The organism is Streptosporangium sp. NPDC048047 (assembly GCF_040653115.1).
GTDB lineage: Bacteria > Actinomycetota > Actinomycetes > Streptosporangiales > Streptosporangiaceae > Streptosporangium.
In genome coordinates, this window is sequence record NZ_JBEZNH010000024.1 from 48,846 (window position 1) to 69,672 (window position 20,827).

General features: G+C 73.9%; 19 protein-coding genes. 4 read left to right on the forward strand and 15 right to left on the reverse strand.

All coding sequences use genetic code 11. The annotated features are described in order from the left end of the window. Nucleotides 1-194: 194 nt before the first annotated feature. Nucleotides 195-1,043: a hypothetical protein gene (locus AB0D67_RS21350; RefSeq protein WP_362938191.1), complete on the reverse strand. Its 849-nt coding sequence runs from the start codon at nt 1,041-1,043 to the stop codon at nt 195-197. 292 nt (nt 1,044-1,335) lie between these two features. Here AB0D67_RS21350 and arfB point away from each other — a divergent pair, with 292 nt between their 5' ends. Next, nucleotides 1,336-1,758: an alternative ribosome rescue aminoacyl-tRNA hydrolase ArfB gene (arfB, locus tag AB0D67_RS21355; RefSeq protein ID WP_362938194.1), complete on the forward strand. Its 423-nt coding sequence runs from the start codon at nt 1,336-1,338 to the stop codon at nt 1,756-1,758. Nucleotides 1,759-2,982: 1,224 nt separating this feature from the next. After that, nucleotides 2,983-3,306 carry a DUF1330 domain-containing protein gene (locus tag AB0D67_RS21360; RefSeq protein WP_362938197.1) on the forward strand — a complete coding sequence of 108 codons (324 nt, stop codon included), beginning with the start codon at nt 2,983-2,985 and terminating at the stop codon, nt 3,304-3,306. 47 nt (nt 3,307-3,353) lie between these two features. Here the strand turns inward: AB0D67_RS21360 and AB0D67_RS21365 are convergent, their stop codons facing one another. The 3 genes from AB0D67_RS21365 to AB0D67_RS21375 form a co-directional block, all read right to left on the reverse strand. Next, nucleotides 3,354-3,992 carry a hypothetical protein gene (locus AB0D67_RS21365; RefSeq protein WP_362938200.1) on the reverse strand — a complete coding sequence of 213 codons (639 nt, stop codon included), beginning with the start codon at nt 3,990-3,992 and terminating at the stop codon, nt 3,354-3,356. 55 nt (nt 3,993-4,047) lie between these two features. Then, a complete protein-coding gene (locus tag AB0D67_RS21370; RefSeq protein ID WP_362938203.1) occupies nt 4,048-4,857 on the reverse strand; it encodes an HAD-IIA family hydrolase in 810 nt (269 codons plus the stop codon). Nucleotides 4,858-5,052: 195 nt separating this feature from the next. Continuing rightward, on the reverse strand, nt 5,053-5,952 hold the full coding sequence (locus tag AB0D67_RS21375; RefSeq protein WP_362938206.1) for a TIGR03619 family F420-dependent LLM class oxidoreductase: 900 nt from the start codon (nt 5,950-5,952) through the stop codon (nt 5,053-5,055). A 210-nt stretch (nt 5,953-6,162) separates the two neighbouring features. Between AB0D67_RS21375 and AB0D67_RS21380 the strand changes: the two genes are divergently transcribed. Together AB0D67_RS21380 and AB0D67_RS21385 are read left to right on the forward strand one after the other, a co-directional pair. Next, on the forward strand, nt 6,163-7,242 hold the full coding sequence (locus AB0D67_RS21380; RefSeq protein WP_362938209.1) for an aminoglycoside phosphotransferase family protein: 1,080 nt from the start codon (nt 6,163-6,165) through the stop codon (nt 7,240-7,242). A gap of 46 nt (nt 7,243-7,288) precedes the next feature. Further along, nucleotides 7,289-7,561, forward strand: coding sequence for a zf-TFIIB domain-containing protein (locus AB0D67_RS21385; protein ID WP_362938212.1), 273 nt, complete (start codon nt 7,289-7,291; stop codon nt 7,559-7,561). 159 nt (nt 7,562-7,720) lie between these two features. Here the strand turns inward: AB0D67_RS21385 and AB0D67_RS21390 are convergent, their stop codons facing one another. From AB0D67_RS21390 to AB0D67_RS21440, 11 genes are all read right to left on the reverse strand, one after another. Beyond that, on the reverse strand, nt 7,721-8,662 hold the full coding sequence (locus tag AB0D67_RS21390; protein WP_362938215.1) for a hypothetical protein: 942 nt from the start codon (nt 8,660-8,662) through the stop codon (nt 7,721-7,723). A 23-nt stretch (nt 8,663-8,685) separates the two neighbouring features. Continuing rightward, a complete protein-coding gene (locus AB0D67_RS21395; RefSeq protein WP_362938218.1) occupies nt 8,686-9,258 on the reverse strand; it encodes a phosphatase PAP2 family protein in 573 nt (190 codons plus the stop codon). Between the two features lie 127 nt (nt 9,259-9,385). Next, entirely contained in the window at nt 9,386-9,805 is a 420-nt protein-coding gene (locus tag AB0D67_RS21400) for a hypothetical protein (RefSeq protein WP_362938359.1), read from the reverse strand. Nucleotides 9,806-9,962: 157 nt separating this feature from the next. Continuing rightward, nucleotides 9,963-11,990, reverse strand: coding sequence for a CehA/McbA family metallohydrolase (locus AB0D67_RS21405; protein ID WP_362938221.1), 2,028 nt, complete (start codon nt 11,988-11,990; stop codon nt 9,963-9,965). A gap of 216 nt (nt 11,991-12,206) precedes the next feature. Then, nucleotides 12,207-12,812: an ATP/GTP-binding protein gene (locus AB0D67_RS21410; RefSeq protein WP_362938224.1), complete on the reverse strand. Its 606-nt coding sequence runs from the start codon at nt 12,810-12,812 to the stop codon at nt 12,207-12,209. Beyond that, on the reverse strand, nt 12,793-13,179 hold the full coding sequence (locus AB0D67_RS21415) for a DUF742 domain-containing protein (protein ID WP_362938227.1): 387 nt from the start codon (nt 13,177-13,179) through the stop codon (nt 12,793-12,795). The genes AB0D67_RS21410 and AB0D67_RS21415 overlap by 20 nt, the downstream gene beginning before the upstream one ends. After that, entirely contained in the window at nt 13,179-13,601 is a 423-nt protein-coding gene (locus AB0D67_RS21420; protein ID WP_362938230.1) for a roadblock/LC7 domain-containing protein, read from the reverse strand. Before AB0D67_RS21420 ends, AB0D67_RS21415 begins: the two co-directional genes overlap by 1 nt. 98 nt (nt 13,602-13,699) lie before the next feature. After that, nucleotides 13,700-16,222, reverse strand: a complete 2,523-nt coding sequence (locus tag AB0D67_RS21425; protein WP_362938233.1) for a nitrate- and nitrite sensing domain-containing protein — start codon at nt 16,220-16,222, stop codon at nt 13,700-13,702. 213 nt (nt 16,223-16,435) lie between these two features. Continuing rightward, nucleotides 16,436-18,136, reverse strand: a complete 1,701-nt coding sequence (locus tag AB0D67_RS21430; protein ID WP_362938236.1) for a prenyltransferase/squalene oxidase repeat-containing protein — start codon at nt 18,134-18,136, stop codon at nt 16,436-16,438. Nucleotides 18,137-18,207: 71 nt separating this feature from the next. Continuing rightward, nucleotides 18,208-19,089 carry a terpene synthase family protein gene (locus AB0D67_RS21435; RefSeq protein ID WP_362938239.1) on the reverse strand — a complete coding sequence of 294 codons (882 nt, stop codon included), beginning with the start codon at nt 19,087-19,089 and terminating at the stop codon, nt 18,208-18,210. Further along, nucleotides 19,086-20,420: a cytochrome P450 gene (locus AB0D67_RS21440; protein ID WP_362938242.1), complete on the reverse strand. Its 1,335-nt coding sequence runs from the start codon at nt 20,418-20,420 to the stop codon at nt 19,086-19,088. The genes AB0D67_RS21435 and AB0D67_RS21440 overlap by 4 nt, the downstream gene beginning before the upstream one ends. Nucleotides 20,421-20,827 lie beyond the last annotated feature (407 nt).

Below are 20,827 nucleotides of genomic sequence, written 5' to 3' on the forward strand. Positions count from 1 at the left end.
CAGTGCAGCCCGCCGCGCTTTCCCGGCCGTGGCCCGCGGGACACGGCCGGGTGAACAGCCGCTGCACAGGCGCGCCGCGCGCCGCGAACCGGGTGCCCGCCGTACGGCGGAGCGGCACCGGCCCGATCCGGCGGCCGAGGCGGGACCGCCGGGGGCGCGGACCGGCGAAGGAGGCCGTACGGCCGGGCGCGGTCTCAGGCGTGCGCCGGGACGCTGAGGTACGGCGCGAGGTGGGCGTTGAGCGCGCCGCACCCCAGGTACTTCTCCACGGTGTGGAAGTCGAACCGGTCGAGGTTCACCAGGGTCTCGGCATCCACCCCGGTGAAACAGGCGCGCAGGCTCGGGGGGATCGCCGCGATGTCGTCCTTGTCGGCGATGTTGACCCAGCGCCGCACCCCCGGCGGCCGGGCGCCCCAGCCGTCGACCGGCGCGGGCAGCAGCCGCTCGAAGATCACGTCACGCATGCCGAGCGGGCTGCCGAGGGTGATCAGCAGCTCCACCTCCAGGCCGGGATCGGACCACAGCGTCTCGTAGGCCACCACGCTGCCGAGCGAGTGCGCGATCACCGCCTTCGGCCTGTTGCGCCTGATCGTCTCGGCCACCGCCGAACGCACCTTCGCCCGCACCCCGCCGTCCGCGGCGAGGTAGGCGGCGACGTCCGGGCAGAAGAACCCGGCGAAACCGGCCGCGTCGGAGTGCATGCGGCCCAGCAGCCAGCGGGTCATCCGGTTCAGCGCCCCGGTCAGCCCCTCCCCCACCGCGTCGAGCTGCTTGGCCCAGGCGACGAAGACGGCCTGCGTCCCGGCGTCCATGCGCTCCACGGACCGCTGCGCCTCGTCGCCGTGCCCGCCCAGCAGGTGGGCGTAGTAGGCGATCTCGGCGAGGTAGCGCTCCCCGCCGTACGGCCGGCCGCCGGTCAGGCCGGCGTGCAGGTAACGGTCCCACTTGCCGCGCATCGCGGCGGCGGCCCCCGCGACGGAGTTCCCGGCGTCGCGGTAGTAGTGGTACTTGCCTATCCCGTGCACACCGACGATCTTGTCCACGTGCCCCGTCCCTCGCTCGACCGATCCGCGTCCGCCCCCGGCCGCCCGGGGCTCCGGTGCCGGAGTCCGTCCGCGTCCCGCCCGGGGAGTCCGTACCGCCGGCGACCGGCGGTCACCGGGCCGCAAGCAACTGTGACGGAAGCGGCGGCGCGCCACAAGAGCATCTTCCGCCGGTCGACGCCATGTGGGGGCATAAATCGCTTGATCGACGGGTTTGGCCGCTGGTTATCCTGGAACCCTTCCCCCGGGGAGAACCCGCCGCCACCCGCACCCGCCATGAGGAGCCAGCGCCATGCCCGGTCCGCTTCAGATCAGCGGCTCGGTCATCGTGCCCGAGGCCGAGCTCCACTGGCGCTTCTCCCGCTCCTCGGGACCGGGCGGCCAGGGGGTCAACACCACCGACAGCCGGGTCGAGCTCGGCTTCGACCTCGCCGCCACCGACGCCTTCCCCCCGGCCCTCAAGACCCGCGCCCTCTCGCGCCTGGGCCCCCGCCTGGTGAACGGCGTCATCACCGTCACCGCCTCGGAGTTCCGCTCCCAGCTGCGCAACCGGGAGGCCGCCGGGATGCGCCTGGCCCAGCTCCTGCGCGAGGCGATCACCCCGCCGGCCAAGAAGCGCCGACCCACCAAGCCCAGCCGGGGCGCCGTCGAGCGCCGCATCGCCGACAAGAAGCGGCGCTCGGAGCTCAAGCGCCTGCGCCGCGACGGCTCCTGAGCCGGGGCTCCCCTCCACCGGGGACGTGCTTCCGCCGGGACGCGGGTCCGCGGCGGGAACATGGGGCCGCCGCCACGGCCGAGGCCGGCCGTGCGGACGGTCGCCTGGAGTCGTCCCCGCCGTTCCACGAGCCGTCAGACGCAGCCCCATCTGATGCCTTGGAAGTCGACCCCGTTAGCCCATTTAAACCATTTACCCTTTCCCGATCGGACGATGTAGCAAGGACTGTCCAGCCCCACCTTCCTGATCGAGAAGGAAACGGTGTACGGGCACAGATTTAGGACCGTTACCTTCTGCGTAAGAATCCCCGAAGAATGCGAGTAGCGCACGCATTTCGGGGCGCTCTCCGCCACCCTTCCGGGCGTTTCCGCGGCGTCCGGCGACACCTCACCCGGCGACGCCTCCGGATCACTCCGCCCGGACTCCGGATCAGCCGGGACGGCATCGCCGGGAGCGGCCTGCGGACCGCCCGGCGACGCTCCGTCAGGAGCGGCCCCCGGGCCGCCCGGCACCGTCCCGACCGGCCCGCCCGGAGCGTCCCCCTGTCCGCCCGGAGCGGTCTCCGGGGCGCCCGGCGCCGCGCCGCCGGGGTCCAGGGCCCCTGCGAACCCCTCCCCGGCGAACGACCGTGGACCGTCGGCCCTCGCCGGAGCGACGAGGGCTCCGGCCAGCAACGCCGCGGCGGACAGCGCCAGCCCGGCATCGCGGATGTTCCGATGAAGCATGACTTCCCTTTCCGAATGACCCGGGCAGGGATCGTCCTTCGCCTGCCCCCCTTCTTGATATCCGGCATGACGTCAAAACTCATTCTCGTTCTGTTTCGACATGGAAGGTCTTTTGTCGCCCTCGATGAGCGACACAAGCACACAGTTTTCTAAAAATACTGATTTGTCGCCCCACAGAGACGGGCCACGCCACCGGAACCGGGGCGGCCGGCCACCGCCCCCGCCGACGACCGGGAAGCACCGGGCGATCCGGCGGGCGGCGCGACGCGCCACCGGACGCCCCCCGCACCGCCCGACCGGCCCTCATCCGAGGCACGGCCGCATCCCGCAGAACGCGGCAGGACGGCAGGGCGGGGTGACCGATTCCAGCGCGGGACGCACCGGAGAACTGCCTATGCATGACGGATTCCGGACACCCGCCGCCCTCATAACGTGGTGACCCGTACCGAAGAGGGCGGAGCGCGAGCACCCGCCGCCGTCACCACCACGGGAGGACACCATGACCGCCTACGCCATCGCCCACCTGCACCGGACCGAGGTCGGCCCCGAGATCACCGAGTACCTCGAGAGGATCCAGGACACCCTGGACCCCTTCTCCGGCCGCTTCGTCATCCACGGCCCGCCCGCCGAGGTCCTGGAGGGCGCCTGGCCCGGCGCCCTGATCGCCATCTCCTTCCCCGGCATGGCCGAGGCCCGCGCCTGGTACGACTCCCCCGCCTACCGGGAGATCCTGCCGCTGCGCACCCGCAACGCCGACGGCGACACCATCCTCATCGACGGGGTGCCCGAGGGCCACCTCGCCACCGACGTCCTCAAGGGCTGACCCGGAAGGCGAGGTCCGTCCCGCCCGGCCACCGGCGCGCGGCCCGCTCACGGGGCGGGCCGGCGGTCCTCCATCTCCCACAGGTGGTCCAGGACGTGCCAGGCGATCCGGCGGGCGGCGTAGCGGGCCGGCCAGCCGCCCGGCACCACGGGCCCGCCGCCGGACGGCTCGGCCAGCACCGCGGAGATGTCCGCCCGCAACGCCGCCAGACCCTCCGCGTCGCGGAACGGCCGGTGCCGTACCCCGATCTTCCGCGCGTACGAGCGCTCGGCCTCGATCACGTGGGCCACCATCTTGTCGCGGTCCCGGCCGCCGCCCCGCGGCCCCTTGCGCAGCTCCTCAGGGGAGACCGCCGCCGCCTCGTCGAACAGCTCCCACGCCGCCCGGACCAGCGCGGCGGCCCGCGCCGCCTCCGCCGCCTCCACCGGCTTGCCGTCCAGCTCCGGGATCAACGAGATCGCCCCGAAGTCGGTCATGTCGGTACCCCGGACCCGCTCCACGACCACCGGATCACCCGGCTCGAACACCAGCCCGGCGCGCTCGGCGACCGGCCGGTAGCGCGATGCGTAGTCCGCCAGCGCCTCCAGCGCCGACTCCTCCGACCGGCCGATCCGGCACCACCCCGGCCACTCCACCGAGCAGGCGAAGACCTTCTTGGGACCGGCTTCCAGATAAACGTCTGTCATACCGCCCCAGCGTGCCACCGGAACATGACAGCCCCCGTCAGGTACGGCCGGCCCGTCAGCCCCCCGCCTCGACCATGTCGATCAGGTCCGCCACCGAGTTGACCACCTGGGACGGCCGGAACGGGTAGCGGTCCACCTGGTCACCGCCCATGACGCCGGTGAGCACCAGGATCGTGTGCAGCCCCGCCTCCATGCCCGAGACGATGTCGGTGTCCATCCGGTCACCGATCATCGCGGTGCTCTCGCTGTGCCCGTCGATGGCCCGCAGCGCGCTGCGCATCATCATCGGGTTGGGCTTGCCGATGAAGTACGGCGAGACCCCCGTCGCCTTGGTGATCATCGCGGCGACCGCGCCGGTGGCCGGCAGCGACCCCTCGGTGGACGGGCCCACCGGGTCGGGGTTGGTGGCGATGAACCGGGCGCCGCCCTCGATCAGCCGGATGGCCCGGGTGATCTGCGTGAAGCTGTAGGTGCGGGTCTCACCGAGCACCACGTAGTCGGGGTTGATGTCGGTCAGGACGTACCCCGCCTCGTGCAGGGCGGTGGTCAGCCCTGCCTCCCCTATCACGTAGGCGGAGCCGCCGGGCCGCTGCAGGGTGAGGAACTGGGCCGTGGCGAGCGCCGACGTCCAGATCGCCTCCGGCGGGATGTCCAGCCCCGCCGCGCGCAGCCGTACGGCCAGGTCCCGCTGCGTGTAGATGGAGTTGTTGGTCAGGACCATGAACCGCTTGCCGGAATCGCGCAGGCGCCGGATGAACTCGTCGGCTCCGGGCACCGGCTGCCCCTCGTGGACGAGCACCCCGTCCATGTCCGACAGCCAGCACTCGATCGGCTTGCGCATCTCCACCGTTCCCTCATCTTCCATGACATCGGGCTTCGAACAGTCCAATGGGACAAGGATGGCAGGAGAGGTGCGAGCGGCTCGCGGGAGGTCGGGACGCGGCGCGACCCGCACGCCGGGACCGGGCCCCGAGGGCCGGGAGCAACGAGGAAACCAGGGAACACAGGGTGCGGCGGGACGGGGCGCCGACCAGGGCCCGACGACCGGGAGACGGGCAGGTCAGGGCGCGAGAGCCTCCAGTGCCGCCTCGGCGCGGCGCATCGACTCCACCGGGTCGGCGTCCGGCGAGCCGATCTCCGGGTCGAAGTTGAGGTCGTGGAAGACGTCGGTGACGCCCTTGGCCTCCAGGCGGGCCACGTCCCGCCGGATCTCCTCGAACGAGCCGGTCATCGGAGTCCTCTCCGCCTCGCCGGACGGCCGTACCCGGGTGACGCATCGTGTGACGAACCGCAGAGCCTCGGGGTCGCGTCCGTTCTCCCGTGCCGCCTCCTTTACAATGTAGATTTTTTGATCGATGTCGTCGAGGTCCTCCCGGCTCGCGCTGATCCAGCCGTCCGCCAGCCGCCCCGCGCGGCGCAGCGCCGGCTCCGCGCCCCCGCCCAGCAGGATCGGCGGCGGGGTGAGCGGCTTCGGGTCCTGGTGCACGGGCGGCAGCTCGTAGAACTCCCCCCGGTGCTCGACGACGTCCTCCGCCCAGAGCCTGCGCAGCAGGTACAGGAACTCCTCCCCCCGCCGGCCGCGCAGCTCGAACGGCACGCCGGAGGCGACGAACTCCTCCCGCAGCCATCCCAGCCCGAGCCCCACGTCCAGCCGCCCGCCCGACACCGCCTGCAGGGTGGCGAGCTGCTTGGCCATCAGCGCGGGCGAGGCGAACGGCATGTTCAGCACCGCCGCCCCCAGCCGGATCCGGGAGGTCACCCCGGCGAGATAGGCCAGCGTGACCACCGGGTCGTGCACGCTGCGGTACACCGGGCCCATCGGGTGCCCCCGCGGATACAGCAGCCGCTGGAAGGTCCACACCTCGTGGTAGCCGAGCTCCTCGGCCCTGCGGGCGACCCGCGTCATGTTGCCCGGCGTCGCCCAGGACCCCGAGACCGGCACCGCGAATCCGATCCTCATGCACCGCACTGTATGCCGCGCGGCACGTCACGGCGCGGCTCCGGCTCGGCGTGCCCGGCATCCGGCACGACGCCCTCCTGGCTCCGGTACGACGCGCCCTCGGGCTCCGGTGAGGCGCGCTCCCGGCTCCGGCTCGACGGGGCCCGGACCGCGCACCGGGCTCTCCGGCTCCGGTGCGGCGGGACCGGTGACCGGTGGTTCACTTGGCGGGTGAACGACAGCGACGATCTCATCGACGACCTCCGGCGGCTGGCCGAGCGGCACGGCGACGGCCCCGCCGAGGTCGTCCCGACCCGGCCGGACGTGGTGATCGTCCGGGCCGGGTCCATCGTGGTCAAGGCGCACGGTCCCGGCACGCGGCGGGAGCCGCTGGAGCTGCGGGTGCGGGCGGCGGCCCACCCCGCGCTGCGCGGGATCGTGCTCGGGCCGGTGACCGAGGAGGTCACCGCCGTCCACGGCAGGCTCGTCACCGTGTGGCCCGCGGGCACCCCGGTGGACCCGGGCGACCCGGACGCGGCCCCGTGGACGGCGGCGGCGCGGCTGCTGGCCCGGCTGCACGCCGTACCGGCGCGGGCGCTGCCCCCGCTGCCCCCGGCGGGCGGACCGGCCCGGGTCGCGGCGACGGTCGCCCGGCTGGAGGGCCGCTCCCCCGCCGCGGACCTGGTGCGCCGCACCCTGGCCTGTCTGCCCCTGCCCGGCCCTCCCGGCGTCTCCCCGGCCTCCCCGGCCGCCCCTCGGATCGCCCCCGGAGACCTCCCCGCTCCCGCCGCGGAGCTGCCCGGCCCCCGCGTCCCCCTCGACTCCACCGGCGCTCCCGGCCTCCCCGGCACTCCCCGCGCCGCCGGCCTCCCGGGCCGGTCCGGTGCGGCCGGTGCGGCCGGTGTCGCGGGCTCGCTCGCCCACGGCGACTGGCACATGGGCCAGCTCGTCCGCACCGGAGGCGAGTGGATCCTCATCGACGTCGACGACATGGGGACCGGCGACCCGGCCTGGGACCTGGCGCGGCCCGCGGCGTGGTTCGCGGCCGGGCTGCTGGAGCCGTCCGTCTGGCACGGCTTCCTGGCCGCCTACCGGGCGGCCGGGGGACGCGCCGCCGGAGCCGGGGGCGACGACCCGTGGCCGTGGCTCGACCTGCCCGCCCAGGCGATGACCGTGCAGCTCGCGGCGGCCGCGGTCGACAAGGCCGATCGGGCGGGCCGGCCGCTGGACGAGGTCGAGCACGCCCTCCTCGACACGTGCGAGAAGATTGCCAGGGCCAGAAACGCCTGCCACGGCGCATCCGCGCAGTAGGTTGTGGATACTCCAAGGAAACGCGAACAACAAGGAGATCAGCCAGATGCAGTGCCCGAAGTGCCGGGGCCTGATGCGCACCTACGAGCGCAACGGCGTCCACATCGACCAGTGCGAGAGCTGTCGAGGGATCTTCCTTGACTACGGCGAGCTGGAGACCCTCACCCGCGTCGAGAGCCAGTGGTCCCAGCAGCACCACTCCGCGCCGCCGCCTCCCCCGCCGCCGCCGCACGGCGCCCCGGGCTGGGGCGCGCCGCACCACGGTCACTACGGCCACCACCGCCAGCGCAGCTGGGTGGGCATGCTCTTCTCGACCTGACCGGCCGCGGACGGCACCGGGCCGGGGCCCGTCACGGGCCCCGGCCCGCTCGTCCCCGGCCGCCGCGCCCGCCCTCCCCGATCCGGCGAGGGCGGGCGCGCCCCGGAAGGACGAGCGCGTCCCCCGTCGCCCCGGGGGCGCTCAGGCCGGTCAGGCCGATCAGGCCGGGAACTCACCGGGCTTGACCTTCCGGGAGCGGGCGTTGCCCCCGACGACGGGGTTCAGGGTGAGGGTCCAGTTCTTCCAGCTGATCTGGGTGGCGGTGTAGGTGGTCCGGAACCGCAGCGCCTTGTCGAACCGCTCGAAGGCGCACGACCTGGTGAAGGTCCGGGCCCGGGAGTCCCAGTCGTCGCCGAGCGTGTAGTAGACCTTGTAGCCGCCGTCCCGCACGCCGCGGACCTTGAACTTCGACTTCTTGCGCACGTAGACGGTGACGGCCTTCTTCTTCCCCCGCACCAGGACGACGACGGCGTCCTGACGGTTGCCGTTGCGCAGCTCCAGGTAGCCGCGCCCGGTGCGGCTCTCGGACCGGATGTAGCGGCCGTTGGGCAGGCGGCGGGTGCGCTGCGCGGCGGCCTTGACCGGCACGACGTCGGCGGGGTACCCGCTCAGCGAGCGCGCGGCCTCGCGCACCGCCGGCAGCTCGTCCTCGCGCTCCATCCTGGTCAGCACGGCCGGGCCGGTGCAGACCTCCTGGTTCTGCGCCTCCTGACGCGCGGTGTCGAAGGCGGCGGCGAACCGGCGCAGCGCCGTCAGGTAGGCGTCGTGCCCGGCCCTGACCTCGGCGGGCGGCGTCAGCTCAGCCAGCCGGGTCACCGCGTCGTTCACCGTGGTCGAGGCCCGCTCCAGCCGCCCGTCGAGGCTCTTCGGCCCGTCGGCCGCGGCGAGTTTCCGCAGCGCGTCGCGCACCGGGCCGCGCGCCTTGTCCAGCTCGCTCCGGTACGCGTCGGCGGTCAGCGCGACGGGGGCCGGCGTTCCGGGAGAGGAGGCCGTCCCGCCGGTCGCGGGCGGGCCGGCGGCGGGCTCGCGCTCGCCGGCGGTGCAGGCGCACAGGGCCAGGGCAGTGATCACGACGCAGGAGAGCAGCCGGGGGGTGGTCACCTGTCCCACTATCGCCTGCTAGATCATCGCACGTCAATGGCGGCGTCCCCGGCCGCGTCCGGCCACAGCCGCCGGACGGCCAGCCCCGCCGCCATGCCGGTGGCCGCCCCGGCGAGCACGTCGCCCGGGTAGTGGACGCCGGTGTAGACGCGGGAGAAGCAGACCCCCGCGGCCAGCGCGCAGATCGGGACCGCGACCGCCGCGGGCGCCTCCAGAGCCACGGCGGTGGCGAACGCGGCGGCGGAGGCGGAGTGGCCGGAGGGGAACGAGGTCGACACCGGCATGCGGATCAGCCGCTCCAGCGGCAGCCCCTCGGCCGAGGGGCGGGTGCGGCCGAAGATCTGTTTGCCCACCAGGTTCACCAGCGGGCTGGCCAGGCTGATCGCGAGCAGGCCGCGCGTCGCGGCGCGGCGCAGCGGCCGGCGCCCGGTGGCCGTCAGCGCCCCGGCCAGTCCGGCCCACAGCAGCGAGTTGTCGGCGGCGCGGGACAGCGCGGGCACGAAACGCTCCAGGCCGGGCAGGTGCGCCCCCGCGACCGCGGCGAAGAGCCTCCTGTCCAGCCGGCTCAGCCATGGCCTGACCCTCATGCCCCTCATGCGCACCACCTTCCCGTACGGCCTCTCGCCTTCCCGCGCGGCCCCTCGCCTTCCCACGTTGCCGGCCGTATCACCGTCCTCCCGCACCGTTTCCCGTACGGCCGGCCGTCGGCTTCCCGTACGGCCGTCAGCCGACGGCGATCCGGAAGAGGGCGTCGCCCGAGGCGCGCCTGCTCACGTCGTCCGGGGGCGTCCGGCCGTCCGGGCAGCGGCGGCAGTTGGAGATCGTGACGGTGGTCGTGCCCGGCCGTTTGGCGTTGAAGACGAAGTAGCGGGCCGGACCCGCGGCGCCGGAGGCGGGGCCGGACTCCTCGCTGATGAAGGAGGCCACCGCGACGTCGGGCAGGTCGCCCATCTCCCAGTCGTCACCGGCCGGCCGGTCGTCGTCCACCGCCAGCGCGAAGCGCGCGCCCGGGGCGACCCGGACGTCCACGGTCCTGCCGACGCTCCCGTGGAAGACCGTGCCGACGTCCTTGACGGCGCTCCCGGAGCCGCAGCCCCCGGCCAGCGCCACCAGCAGCAGGGCGGCCAGCCCCGTTCGGTACATCACCCGGCTCAGCGTAGCGAGCCTGCGGGGGTGTCGTCCCGGAGGGCACCGCCGTACGGCCCGGCGTCCGGAGGGTCCCCGCCCCGGCGGACGGCGCCGGGGCGGGGGTGAGCCGGGACGGGAGTGAGCCGGGGGCCGGGAGCCGCCGGCCGGGCGGTCAGCCGCCGGCGAGGCGGGAGCGGTAGACGCGCCGGGCGCGCTCGTAGAGGGCCAGGTGGTCGTCGAGCTGCCCCGGGCGGTCGAAGACCCCGAGGTCGCGGACCATCGCCTCCAGGCCGTCCAGCCAGTCCAGGCACCAGCGGACGTCCTCGGGCCTGGCCACGTGGCGGCCCGCCACGTCGAGGTAGACCGGGCTGGTGTGGGCGTACACGCCCTCGCCGGTCAGCGAGCGCTCGTGCGGGCCTCCGACGGCCACCGCGACGACGTAGGTGGGGTCGCCGGCGACCAGCTCCGCGGTCAGCTCGCCGGGCGGTCCCTCGGCCAGGACGCCGTCGGCGGTACGGATCTCCAGCCGCTCCACCTCGGGGCCGATCGAGCGCACGACGATCGGGATCCGGTCGCCGGGTGAGAGGTCCAGGGTGTCGCCGGGGCCCCGGCCGCCGGCCGACAGCTCCAGCCAGGGGCCGGTGGTGCCGAAGGTCCGGCCCCGCCGTACGGCCTCGGCGAACGAGGCCGCGGTGAGCGGCCCGTCCACCCGTGCGTAGACGCGGGCCCAGCCGGGCGGGTTGGACTGGTTGCCCCGCCGGGCGAAGGAGATCATCGCGTCGGTGCCCGCGGTGACCGCGAGCCGGTTGCCCGCGCCGATCAGCCGCCGGTAGATCGCGGCGGGCCCGGTGATCGTGGTCTGGCTGAGCACGTCGAGGCTGTCGACCAGACCGAGGGCGGCGTCGGCGACGATCTCCCGGGCGGTGCAGTTGCGGCCCGAGGCCAGGCCCGCCTCGGGGCCGTCGGCGTCGGTGACCGCGGCGTGGAAGGGGTGGCTGTAGCCCAGCAGCGCGCCGAGCCGGCGCAGCTCCTCGCAGCCGGCTGCGTTGGGCGGCCAGTCCGCGTCGCCGGCGAAGCCGGTGTGGAACCGTTCCGGCGGGGCCGAGACGCCGAAGGCGTACAGGTGGCCGAGCAGGTCGTTGCGGTACTCGACGCCGATCCTGGCCAGGTGGGTGGCGTCCGACCACGGCAGGTCCTGTCCCGCCCAGTGCCCCAGCGCCTCGGAGTCGTAGACGCGCGGGGTGGAGACGTTCCCGGCGACCAGGTTGAGCACGTGCAGGTCCTCGCCGTGCTGGATGGCGGCGGCGTGCTCGGGCAGGCCGACCATGTCCCCGGCCCAGTTGAGGTGGACGTGCATGTCGCCGCCGTACCAGCCGCGCGCGGCGGCGTCGTAGAGCCGCTCGGGGGTCAGCTCGACCAGGGTCTCCTCGCCGGCCGCCGGGGTGATCTCCACCTGGGCGGCGCCGTACTCCATGCCCCGGGTCACCCGCACGGTCAGGGGTTCGGCGGGGACGTCCAGCACGACGTCGTCGCCGTGGAAGTAGGGCAGCACGTGGTAGTCGCGGCGGGCGGGGACGCCCTCGGGGTACCAGCCCTGCTCGTGCCCGCCGTGGACGCTCCACCGGCAGGGGAACCCGGCGCGCAGCCGCAGGCGGGCGGCGGCGGCCGGGCGGGTCAGCGCGGAGAGGTCCACGCGGCGGCCGTCGGCGACGACCTCGCTCGCGCTGGTGATCCCGACCAGCCGGGCCCCGCGCGGGGCGATCTCGCAGGTCTCGCCGTCCACCGTGACGGTGGTCCTCTCGTCGCGGGCGGAGTCGAGCAGCAGGGTCGTGCGCAGCGGCCGGTCGTCCAGCACGGCCTGCGGTAGCGCCTCCAGGGTGTGGCCGCCGGGGGTGAGGCGGAGCGCGGCGAGGTTGTCGCGGACCCGGCCGTCCAGGACGCCGCGCACGATCTCGTCCATGTCGAGCCGGACCAGGCGGGTGCGCCGCTCCTGGGGGGACAGCTCCGGGTGGCGGGCGGCGACCATGGCGTGGCAGACGTCCCAGAAGGTGTCGGTGCCCATGAGGTAGGCGTCGGTCGCCATGGACTTGACGTAGAAGATGGGGTTCTCACCCCAGGTGACGCCGTGCTCGGCCAGCAGCCGGCGGTACTCCTCGGTGGCCCGGGCGACGGCGGGCGGCAGGAGTGGGTCGTGACACATCGTTTCTCCCCGTGAGAAGGCGCCTGACGATCGCCGTCATCGTGGCACCCGGACACGGACCGCCACGGCCCCGTCACACTCATTGGGAGGATTTATCACTACTTAGAGGGAAAGAAGCCAACCCATAACGGCCGATCCTCCTCCGGTTCCGGCGGCCCCGGCCAGGGGTGGCCGGCGCCGCGCGGTCCTGGGGGGCCGCGCGGCCGGGAGCCCGGCTCAGCGGCTGCTCGGCGCCGGGCCCAGACGCATCCGCATCGCGTGCTCCACCAGCGTGATCAGGACCTCCTTGCCGGACTCCCGGCGGCGGGCGTCGCACATCACGATGGGGATGTCCTCGTGGAGGGTCAGGCCGAGCCGTACCTCGTCGAGGTCGTAGCGGCGGGCGCCGTCGAAGCAGTTGACCGCGACGATGAAGGGCGTCTCGCGCCGCTCGAAGTAGTCGAGGGAGGGGAAGCAGTCGGCCAGCCTGCGGGTGTCGGCGAGCACGACCGCGCCCAGCGCGCCGAGGGCCAGCTCGTCCCACAGGAACCAGAAGCGCTCCTGGCCGGGCGTGCCGAACAGGTACAGCCGGTAGTCGTCGCCGATGGTGATGCGGCCGAAGTCCATCGCGACCGTGGTCGTCTTCTTGCCCTCCACCCCCGACAGGTCGTCGATCCCGATGCCCTGGTGGGTCAGGGTCTCCTCGGTACGCAGCGGCTCGATCTCCGACACCGACCCGACCAGGGTCGTCTTGCCGGCTCCGAAGCCTCCGGCGACCAGGATCTTGATCGCCTTGGGCAGCGTGACGCGCCCCGCTTCGCGGTCAGAGCGCACGGAGGCCATCCAGCACCGCCTTGTAGAGCTTCTCGTCGTGCATGTCCGTCTCCGAGTGAGGTTCTTGCGTGGCGATGAGTCCCTGGTCGAGCAGGTCGCTGAGCAGGACGCGGACCGTGCCCGCCGGGAGGTTGATGTGCGCGGCGATCTCCGCCACCGACTGGGGCCGGTGACAGAAGCGCACGATGGCCTGGCACTCCGGATCGAGACCGCCCGCCCCCGCGTGGGCGGGGCCCACGGCCACCGCCAGGGTGATCAGGTCGAACCGGCCACGGGTGGGCTCGGTCCTGCCGCGGGTGAGGACGTAGGGCCGGACGATCGCGCCGGCGTCATCCCCCACCCACTGCGTGTCGGGATGCTCGTCGGAGGCGGGCATCACGAACCGTCGTCCCCGGCGAGGTCGGAGCGCGCGGGTGAGGTGAGGTACTGGCCGACGCGGGTGACGAGCATGGCCATCTCGTAGGCCACCAGGCCGACGTCGGCCTGGTGGGCGCAGAGCACCGCCAGGCAGGCCCCCTGCCCGGCCGCGGTCACGATCAGGTACGCCGACCGCATCTCGATGATGGTCTGGCGCACCGCGCCGCCCTCGACGCGGTCGCTGACCCCCCGGCCCAGGCTCTGGATCGCCGACCCCACCGCGGCCAGATGCTCGGCGTCGGCCCGGTCGAACCCCCGCGAGGCTGCCAGCAGCAGGCCGTCGGTGGAGAAGACGATGCCGTGCTCGGCCTCCTCCACCCTCGCGACCAGGTCGTCCAGCAACCAGGCCAGGTCGGTGAAAGATCCTGTTCCCTGCACCACTCGTTGTCCTCTTTCTGCTTAATTCTGCTGAAAGGGCGGTAAATCACCCGCCGCGGCGGCCCCCGACGCCGACGCGGATCGGAGTCGTCACGGAACCGTCATCGGTCTCGTTCCCGCGACGGGCCGCCGGCCGGATCGTCCTCTTCGGAGAGCAGCTGGGCGGCCTCGGACCGGCCCCGGCGCGTGCCGGCCTGGAAGGAGGCCATGGCCGCGCGGATCGCGTCCGGCGAGGGCTCGCCCTCGCCGGGCTCGGCCGGCTCCGCGGGCTCGGCGGACCACTGGCGCTCCTCCTGGAGGGGGGCCGCGAGGTTGGTCTGCGGGACGCGGCGCGGCAGGCCGCCGGGCGTGTGGCTGGTGTCGGGCGGCGGCAGGAGCGGCGGCGCCGCGGGCGTGGCGGGCGCGGCGGCGGCCGTACGGCGCGCCGCCGATCCGCCGGCTCCGCCGTCCATGTCATCCTCGACGCCGGCCGGAGCGGCCGGGGTTGCCGGGGCGGCTCCGACGGCCCCGACGGCCCGGCGCACGGCCTCCCGGGCGGGGCTCTCCCGGAAGGCGGGGCCCGGCGCGGAGGAGGGGTCGGGCACGGAGGAGGGATCCGCCAGGGACGGCCCGGCGGGGAGTCCCGCCCGCGGGGCGGCGGAGAAGACCGCCTCGGGCACCCGTACGGCGTTCTCCATCGTGACGTCGGCGGGGATACCGGCGTCCCCGGGCCTGTCCCGCCCGCCGTTCCCGCCTTCTCCGCCCTCGCTCACCAGCTCCTGGGGGATCAGGACGACGACCGTCGTGCCGCCGTACGGCGAGGTCTTGAACGCCACCCGGATCTCGTGCCGCTCGGCCAGCCGGCTGACCACGTACAGGCCCAGGCGGGCGTTGCCGGCGAGCTTGAGCTCGGGGGGGTTGGCGATCCGCTCGTTGGCGGCGGCGATGTCCTCCGTGCTCATGCCCAGGCCCCGGTCCTCGATCTCCAGGGCGTAGCCGTGGGCCACGACGCCCCCGCTGACCTGCACGGTCGTGTAGGGCGGGGAGAAGGACGCGGCGTTCTCGACGAGCTCGGCCACCAGGTGGATGACGTCGCCGACCGCGCGCCCCTCCAGTTCGGCGTCGCCCAGGGGCAGCACGTCCACCCGGGTGTAGTCCTCGATCTCGGCCAGCGCGCCGCGGACCACGTCGATCATCGGGACCGAGTCGCGCCAGGCGCGGCCGGGTGAGGCGCCCGCCAGCACCAGGAGGTTCTCGGCGTAGCGCCGCATGCGGGTCGCCAGGTGGTCGAGCCGGAACAGGTCCCGCAGCTCCTGCGGGTCGTTCTCCCGGCGTTCCATGACGTCCAGCACGCTGAGCTGGCGGTGGACCAGCGACTGGGTACGGCGGGCGAGGTTGCGCAGGATGTCGGCGATGTCGCGGCGGAGCTGGGCCTGCTCGGCGGCGACCTTGATGGCGGTGCGCTGCACGGCGTTGAACGCCTGGCCCACCTGGCCGATCTGGTCGCTGCCGAACTCCAGCTCGGGGGCCTCGGCCGCGACGTCGACCTCCTCGCCGTGGCCGATCCGCTCGACGACCGAGGGAAGCCGTTCGTCGGCGAGCTCCCGGGCCGCGTCGCGCAGCTTCTCCAGCTGCCGGATCAGGGCGCGGGCGGTGGTGATGGACAGCACGATCGAGGCGATGACGGCGAGCAGGCCGAGTCCTCCGGCCAGGACCAGCCGGACGATGACGCCGGTGGCGACCGGTCCGGACCGCTCGACCACGCCGGCGCCCGAGGCGAGCACGACCTCGGCCAGCCGGGAGTGCGCCGGCTGGGCGACCGCGCTCCACTGCTGGGCGTCGATCAGCCCGGAGGACACCGCCTGGTCGTTGCCGATCAGCAGGGTCTCCAGGGAGCGCAGCCGGGTGAACTGCTGCCCTTCGGACAGCCGCCGGTAGGCGTCCTGGTCGGAGGCGGGCAGCTCGTCCATCGACTGGGTGACCAGAAGCTGCCGGTTGCCGACGAGCTGGGTGAGCTGGACGCGCTCGGCGCCGGTGAGCCGGCCCGCCGTCAGGGCGCCGGCCACCAGGGCGTCCTCCTGGGCCAGGAGGTCGCGGGCCCGGTTCATCCTGATCAGTGCCCGGGTGTCTCCGGCGATCTCCTCGTCGTCCAGCGTCGCCATGGAGTCGTAGACGCGGAAGACCGCGTCGACGGCGCCGGTGAACATGGCGACCGCGTGGGCGCGGTCCATCTGCCCGTCGTCGATCGCCCCGCGCGCGGCGGTCAGGTCGTCGAGCAGCCGGCGGACCTCGCCGATGTGCCTGCCGAGCGTGTCGCTTCCCAGCAGCTCCACGGCGCGGCCGGAGGTGAGCGTGCGGAAGTTCGCGGCGGCGTCGTCGGTGCGCCCGCGCTGGGCGGCCAGCGCCTGCTGCCGCTGGCGCGGCCCGCCGGCCCTGCCCAGGGTGACCGCGGTGAGGCGGCGCTCGGCCTGGAGGGCGACGATGAGCTGCTCGCCGGGGTCGGCCACCTCGGTGCTGAGCGTGGCAACGCCCAGCATGTTGACGCCGTCCCGGACGGTCACCCACGCGGTGAACGCCCAGAGTGCGACAAGTGATACCAGCAGCGCCGTCACCTTGGTCCGCAGGCGTGGATCACGCACGCGCATAGCATCAACCCCGGAAAAAAGCAGAAAAATGGCTGTTTCGTCGCGGACCGATCAGCACATATACGTCGCCGTCGCCGCTTTGCAGGGATAAGTGCTACATCCCCAATGCACCCGCCAAACCCTAGCAATATCCCCAAATACCCTCAAGGCGAGGCATGAGCAAAAATGCCCGTCTGTCCTTTTCGAGAGGTTCACCAGTGGTTTTTCCGGTGCTCACTCCGGCATGGCCCCCGACTCCCTCCCGGAGAGGTGGAGCGCTCCCAGGACGGCCGCCCGCACGATGGCGACCGGCAGGTAGAGGTCCTTGTCGACCCAGAGCGGCGGCGGCCGGTGATCCCGGGCGGCCAGCAGCGCCTCGCGGCCGCGCCGTACCGCGTCCCGCTCCCGCCGTGCCGCGGCCGGCTCCCGCCCGCGGGCGGCGCCGGTCAGCAGCAGGGTCTGCAGCGCGTAGGCGGTCTCCTCGGCGGTGCCCTCCCAGCGGCCCCAGGAGCCGTCCGGGCGCTGGGTGGCGAGCACCCACTCCGCGGCCCGGCCGACCGCCTCCCGCGACTCCGGGCCGCCGAACTCGGCCAGGGCGATCGCGCAGCAGGCCGTGGCGTAGTACGGCGAGACGTGCCAGCGGTCCGTCCACCTCCCCTCGCCGTCCTGGCGGTCGCGCAGCCAGGAGACGAGCTTGGCGACGACGGCCGCGTGCCGGGGCTCGCCGCCGCGGCGGCGCACGTACTCGCCGAAGGCGTCGAGCACGTGGGCGTTGGTCGTCGGGGACATCCCCTCCTCGCCGCGCCAGGTGCAGAAGTGGGTGTCCAGCTCGAACGGCCACAGCCCCTCGGGCTCGCACGGCTCGCCGAGCAGCGCCAGCGCGTGCAGCGCCACGGAGGTGGTGTCGGCGTCGGCCGGCAGCCCCGGCCCGGTGGCGATCCCGTCCGGTCCCAGCCTCTCGCGCAGGCTCGCCGCCAGCTCCGGCGGCGCCTCCACGGGGAGGCCGGCGCGCAGCAGCCAGCTCAGCGTCCAGCCGCGCTCGAACACGGTGATGGGGAGGGCGCACGGCACCGGCCCGCCGGAGACCGACACCACCTCCTCCAGGTACCGCCGCACCGGGGCCGCCGCGCCGGGCGGGCGCGCGCCGTTCCCGGGGCCGCCCGCCGGGGCGTCCCCTTCCGGCCCGGCGCCCGGCGGGGCCGCGGCCAGCCAGGCGGCGCTCGCCGCGGGCGACGCGCCCACGGCCGCCATGCCCGCGGTCATCGGCGTCGGGGCGATCCCCTGCGCGGCCGCCCCTTCCGGGCCCGCCGCCTCCAACGCGTGGACCAGCTTCTGCGGAACGGCCGCGCCGGAGGCCATCCACCGCCTGACCGCGGCCAGCTTGGCGCCGTCCGCGCCCGGGAACGGCCCCGGCGCCGGGCCGAGGCGGCCGGCGGTGTCCGGGTCCTCCGCGTCGAGGTGGCCGCCGATCAGGGAGAGCAGGCAGGGCACGATGAGCTCGATCGCCGGCATGTCCGGCAGCGGTTCCTTCCGGCCCGGGGCCGCCTGGGACCGCACCAGCGCGAGGCCCCGGGCGGCGGCCTTGGCCAGCAGGTCGCGGTCGGCGGAGGACTCCCGGCGGCGCTCGGCCAGCAGCGCCTCGACCGCGCTGAGGGTGGGGACGAGGCCGTGGTGGCCCGGAGGGCCCCAGCCGCCGTCCCCCCGCTGGGTGGCGATCAGGAAGTCGATCCGCCCGGCGTGCCCGGACAGCCACGGCGCCAGGCTCACCACCCGGCCGGTCTCGTACGGCGAGGGCGACACCTGGCCCCAGGGCTCGGCCAGCAGGCCGGCCACCAGCTCCCGCGCCGCGGCGGGCAGGTCGCCGGGGGCGTGGGGCCGGCCGGGCGTCTCCGGGGCGGGCCGGCCGGCGGCGCTCACGGCGCTCACGGCGCTCACGGCGCTCACGGCATTCACGGCGCTCACGGCATTCACGGCGCTCACGGCGCCCGTAGTGCTCACGACGCCGGTCACAGCGTCCCCCAGTAGTCGCCGACCCGGTAGAACCCGGCGCAGAAGTCCATCTGACGCTCCATGTAGCGGGCCAGCTCAGGGTGGGCGTCCAGCGCGGCCAGGAGCTCCCTGGCGTCGGCGGCGAGTTCGGCGGTCCGCCGTTCGATCCCGGCGCGGCCGCCGCCGAGCGGGATCGCGTTGAGGTCGCCCCAGGCGACGTCCCGCTCGTAGGTGCCGAGGTCGTTGAGGAGGCGGATGACCCGCTGCACGGCCCGGCTCGCCTCGCGCAGCGGCTCGGCGTCCGCCACCGCCCCGCCGTCCGCGACGTGGATCCAGTGGGCGGCGAAGACGAAGGAGAAACCGAGGTTGTCGGCGTTGGCGAGATACTCCTCCAGCGTGGGCCGGGCCTTCTCGCTCTTCCAGCGCCACTCGGTGAGCATGCCGTCCAGCATCCGCCGCAGTTCGTCGCGCCAGACCGGCCCGAGCACGCCGTACGCGGGCGAGGCGGACAGCTCGGCGCGGATGTCCGCCAGCATGCGGGTCAGGTCGTCGCCGGGGATGGGCGGGGCGCCCGCGGCCACGTCCGCGCAGCGCCGGGCGATGCCCTCGACCTCCTCCCGGGAGTCGGCGACGTAGTCGACGAGCCAGTCCAGGCCGAAGGCCCACAGGGTGACCTTGTTGGCCATCCGCAGCCGGTCGGCGTCGAGCCACGGCCCGCTGAAGGCCATCGCCAGGGAGAGCGTGCTGTACAGGGCGGCGTCGAACGGCTTGGCGGAGAACAGTTCCGGGTAGGCCGCCGCCCACCCGCGCATGTCCCGCTGGGCGCGGCCGGCCCCGGCGCAGATCGCCCCGCACTCCGCGGCCGGCGGCCAGGCGTCCCGGGCGGGCGCGGCCGTCATCGCCCGGCCCCGACCCGGTCGCGTCCGGCGAAGGACACCTTCAGCATGACCTTCTGCTTCGGGCGCAGCGAGGCCGCCCAGCCCATGGGGTACGGCCCCGGGGTGGGCACCGACACGCGGTACCGGCTGAGGATGGAGGCGACCACGAGCGGCGCCTCGACGTAGAACAGGTGCTCGCCCAGGCACTTGTGCGGCCCGCCGCCGAAGGGGAAGTAGGAGTACCTGTGCCTGCGCTCCCCCTCGGCGGGCGCGAACCGCTCGGGGTCGAACTCGTCCGGGCGCTCCCAGAACGCGTCCAGCCGCTGCGTGGCGTAGGGGGAGATGAACACCGTCGAGCCGCGCCGGATCCGCACGCCGCCGATCTCCGCGTCCTCCATGACCTGCCGCGGCAGCAGCCAGCCCGCCGGGTACATGCGCAGGGTCTCCAGCAGCGCCATCCGGGTGTAGGTGAGCCGCGGGAGGTGCTCGGGCAGGGCCGGGCCGCCGCCGACCACCTCGTCGATCTCGGCCTGGAGCCGGGCCTCGACCTCCGGGTGCTCCTTCAGCAGCAGCCACAGCCAGGTGATGACCATCGCGGTGGTCTCCGAGGAGGCGGCGTAGACGCTGACCAGGGCGTCGCGGATCTGCTTGGCGGTGAGCGGGTCGCCGTTGTCGTCGGTGGCGCGGCAGAGCATCGAGATGACGTCGGTGCTGTCGTCCGGGTGCTCCATGGCACGGCGCACGATCGGGTACACGACGTCGTCGATCCGCTGGACGGCCCTCTCCAGGGCCCGGTCGCGGGGCACCCGGATCGTGTAGGGCATGAACGGCATGAGGAACCGGTAGACGAGCGAGTTGGCGACCGTGTCGAAGGCGGGGATGATGTCCTCCCCGTCCTTTCGGTCCAGCTTGTCGCCGAACAGCACCCGGTTGACGATGTAGGTGAGGATGGTGGACATCTCTGTGGCGGCGTCGAAGCTCTGCCCGGACCGGGCGAGGTCGTCCCACTCCTCGATGCGGCCGGCGACGCGCCGGGAGACCTCCTCGGTGATCGTGGCGATGTACCGGGTGGTGAACATCGGCTGCAGGATCTTCCGGCTGACGTGCCACTGCTCGCCGTCGCCCATGATGCTGTGCCCGAAGAGCCGGTCCAGGGGACGCCAGAACATCCCCACCCGCTGGTAGTTCGTCCACTCCAGGCGCATCACCTGCTGGACGTGGTCGGGGTGGGAGACCAGGTAGGGCCGGAACGGTCCCAGCCCCAGCCGGACGACCTCCCCGCCCGACCGGCGGGCGAGGTCCGCCAGGGCGACCGCGGGGTCGCGGAGCAGGACCGGAAGGGCCCGGTGCATCGGAACGGACCTCGCCCGTCGAGCGGATGAAACGGCCACATCTGTCGGCATCGCCAAGGTCTCCCCACCCGCGCCCCGAATCCGCGCAGCACGAGACCGCCCATGGCGGTGCGAGCCGTACGGGATCCGGGAGCGGGGTCCGGCCACCTCGCCACGGCCGGTTCCCGCGCGGAAGGAACAGGTCAGGACCTGCCGGAGGGCAGCCCTCGCGCGACCTTCCCGCGCACCGTCATGCGCTTTCCGTCCTTGCGGTATTCACTGAGCGCACTATTACGACATTTGCAACTCTTGGCGCGAAACATTACATGATCCACTACTTGTGATCAAGTGGTGGTAAAACCATAAACTGCATCAGTACCGACAACTCCGGGCATTGGCCCCGAATTAACAAGACGGAAACCCCTATA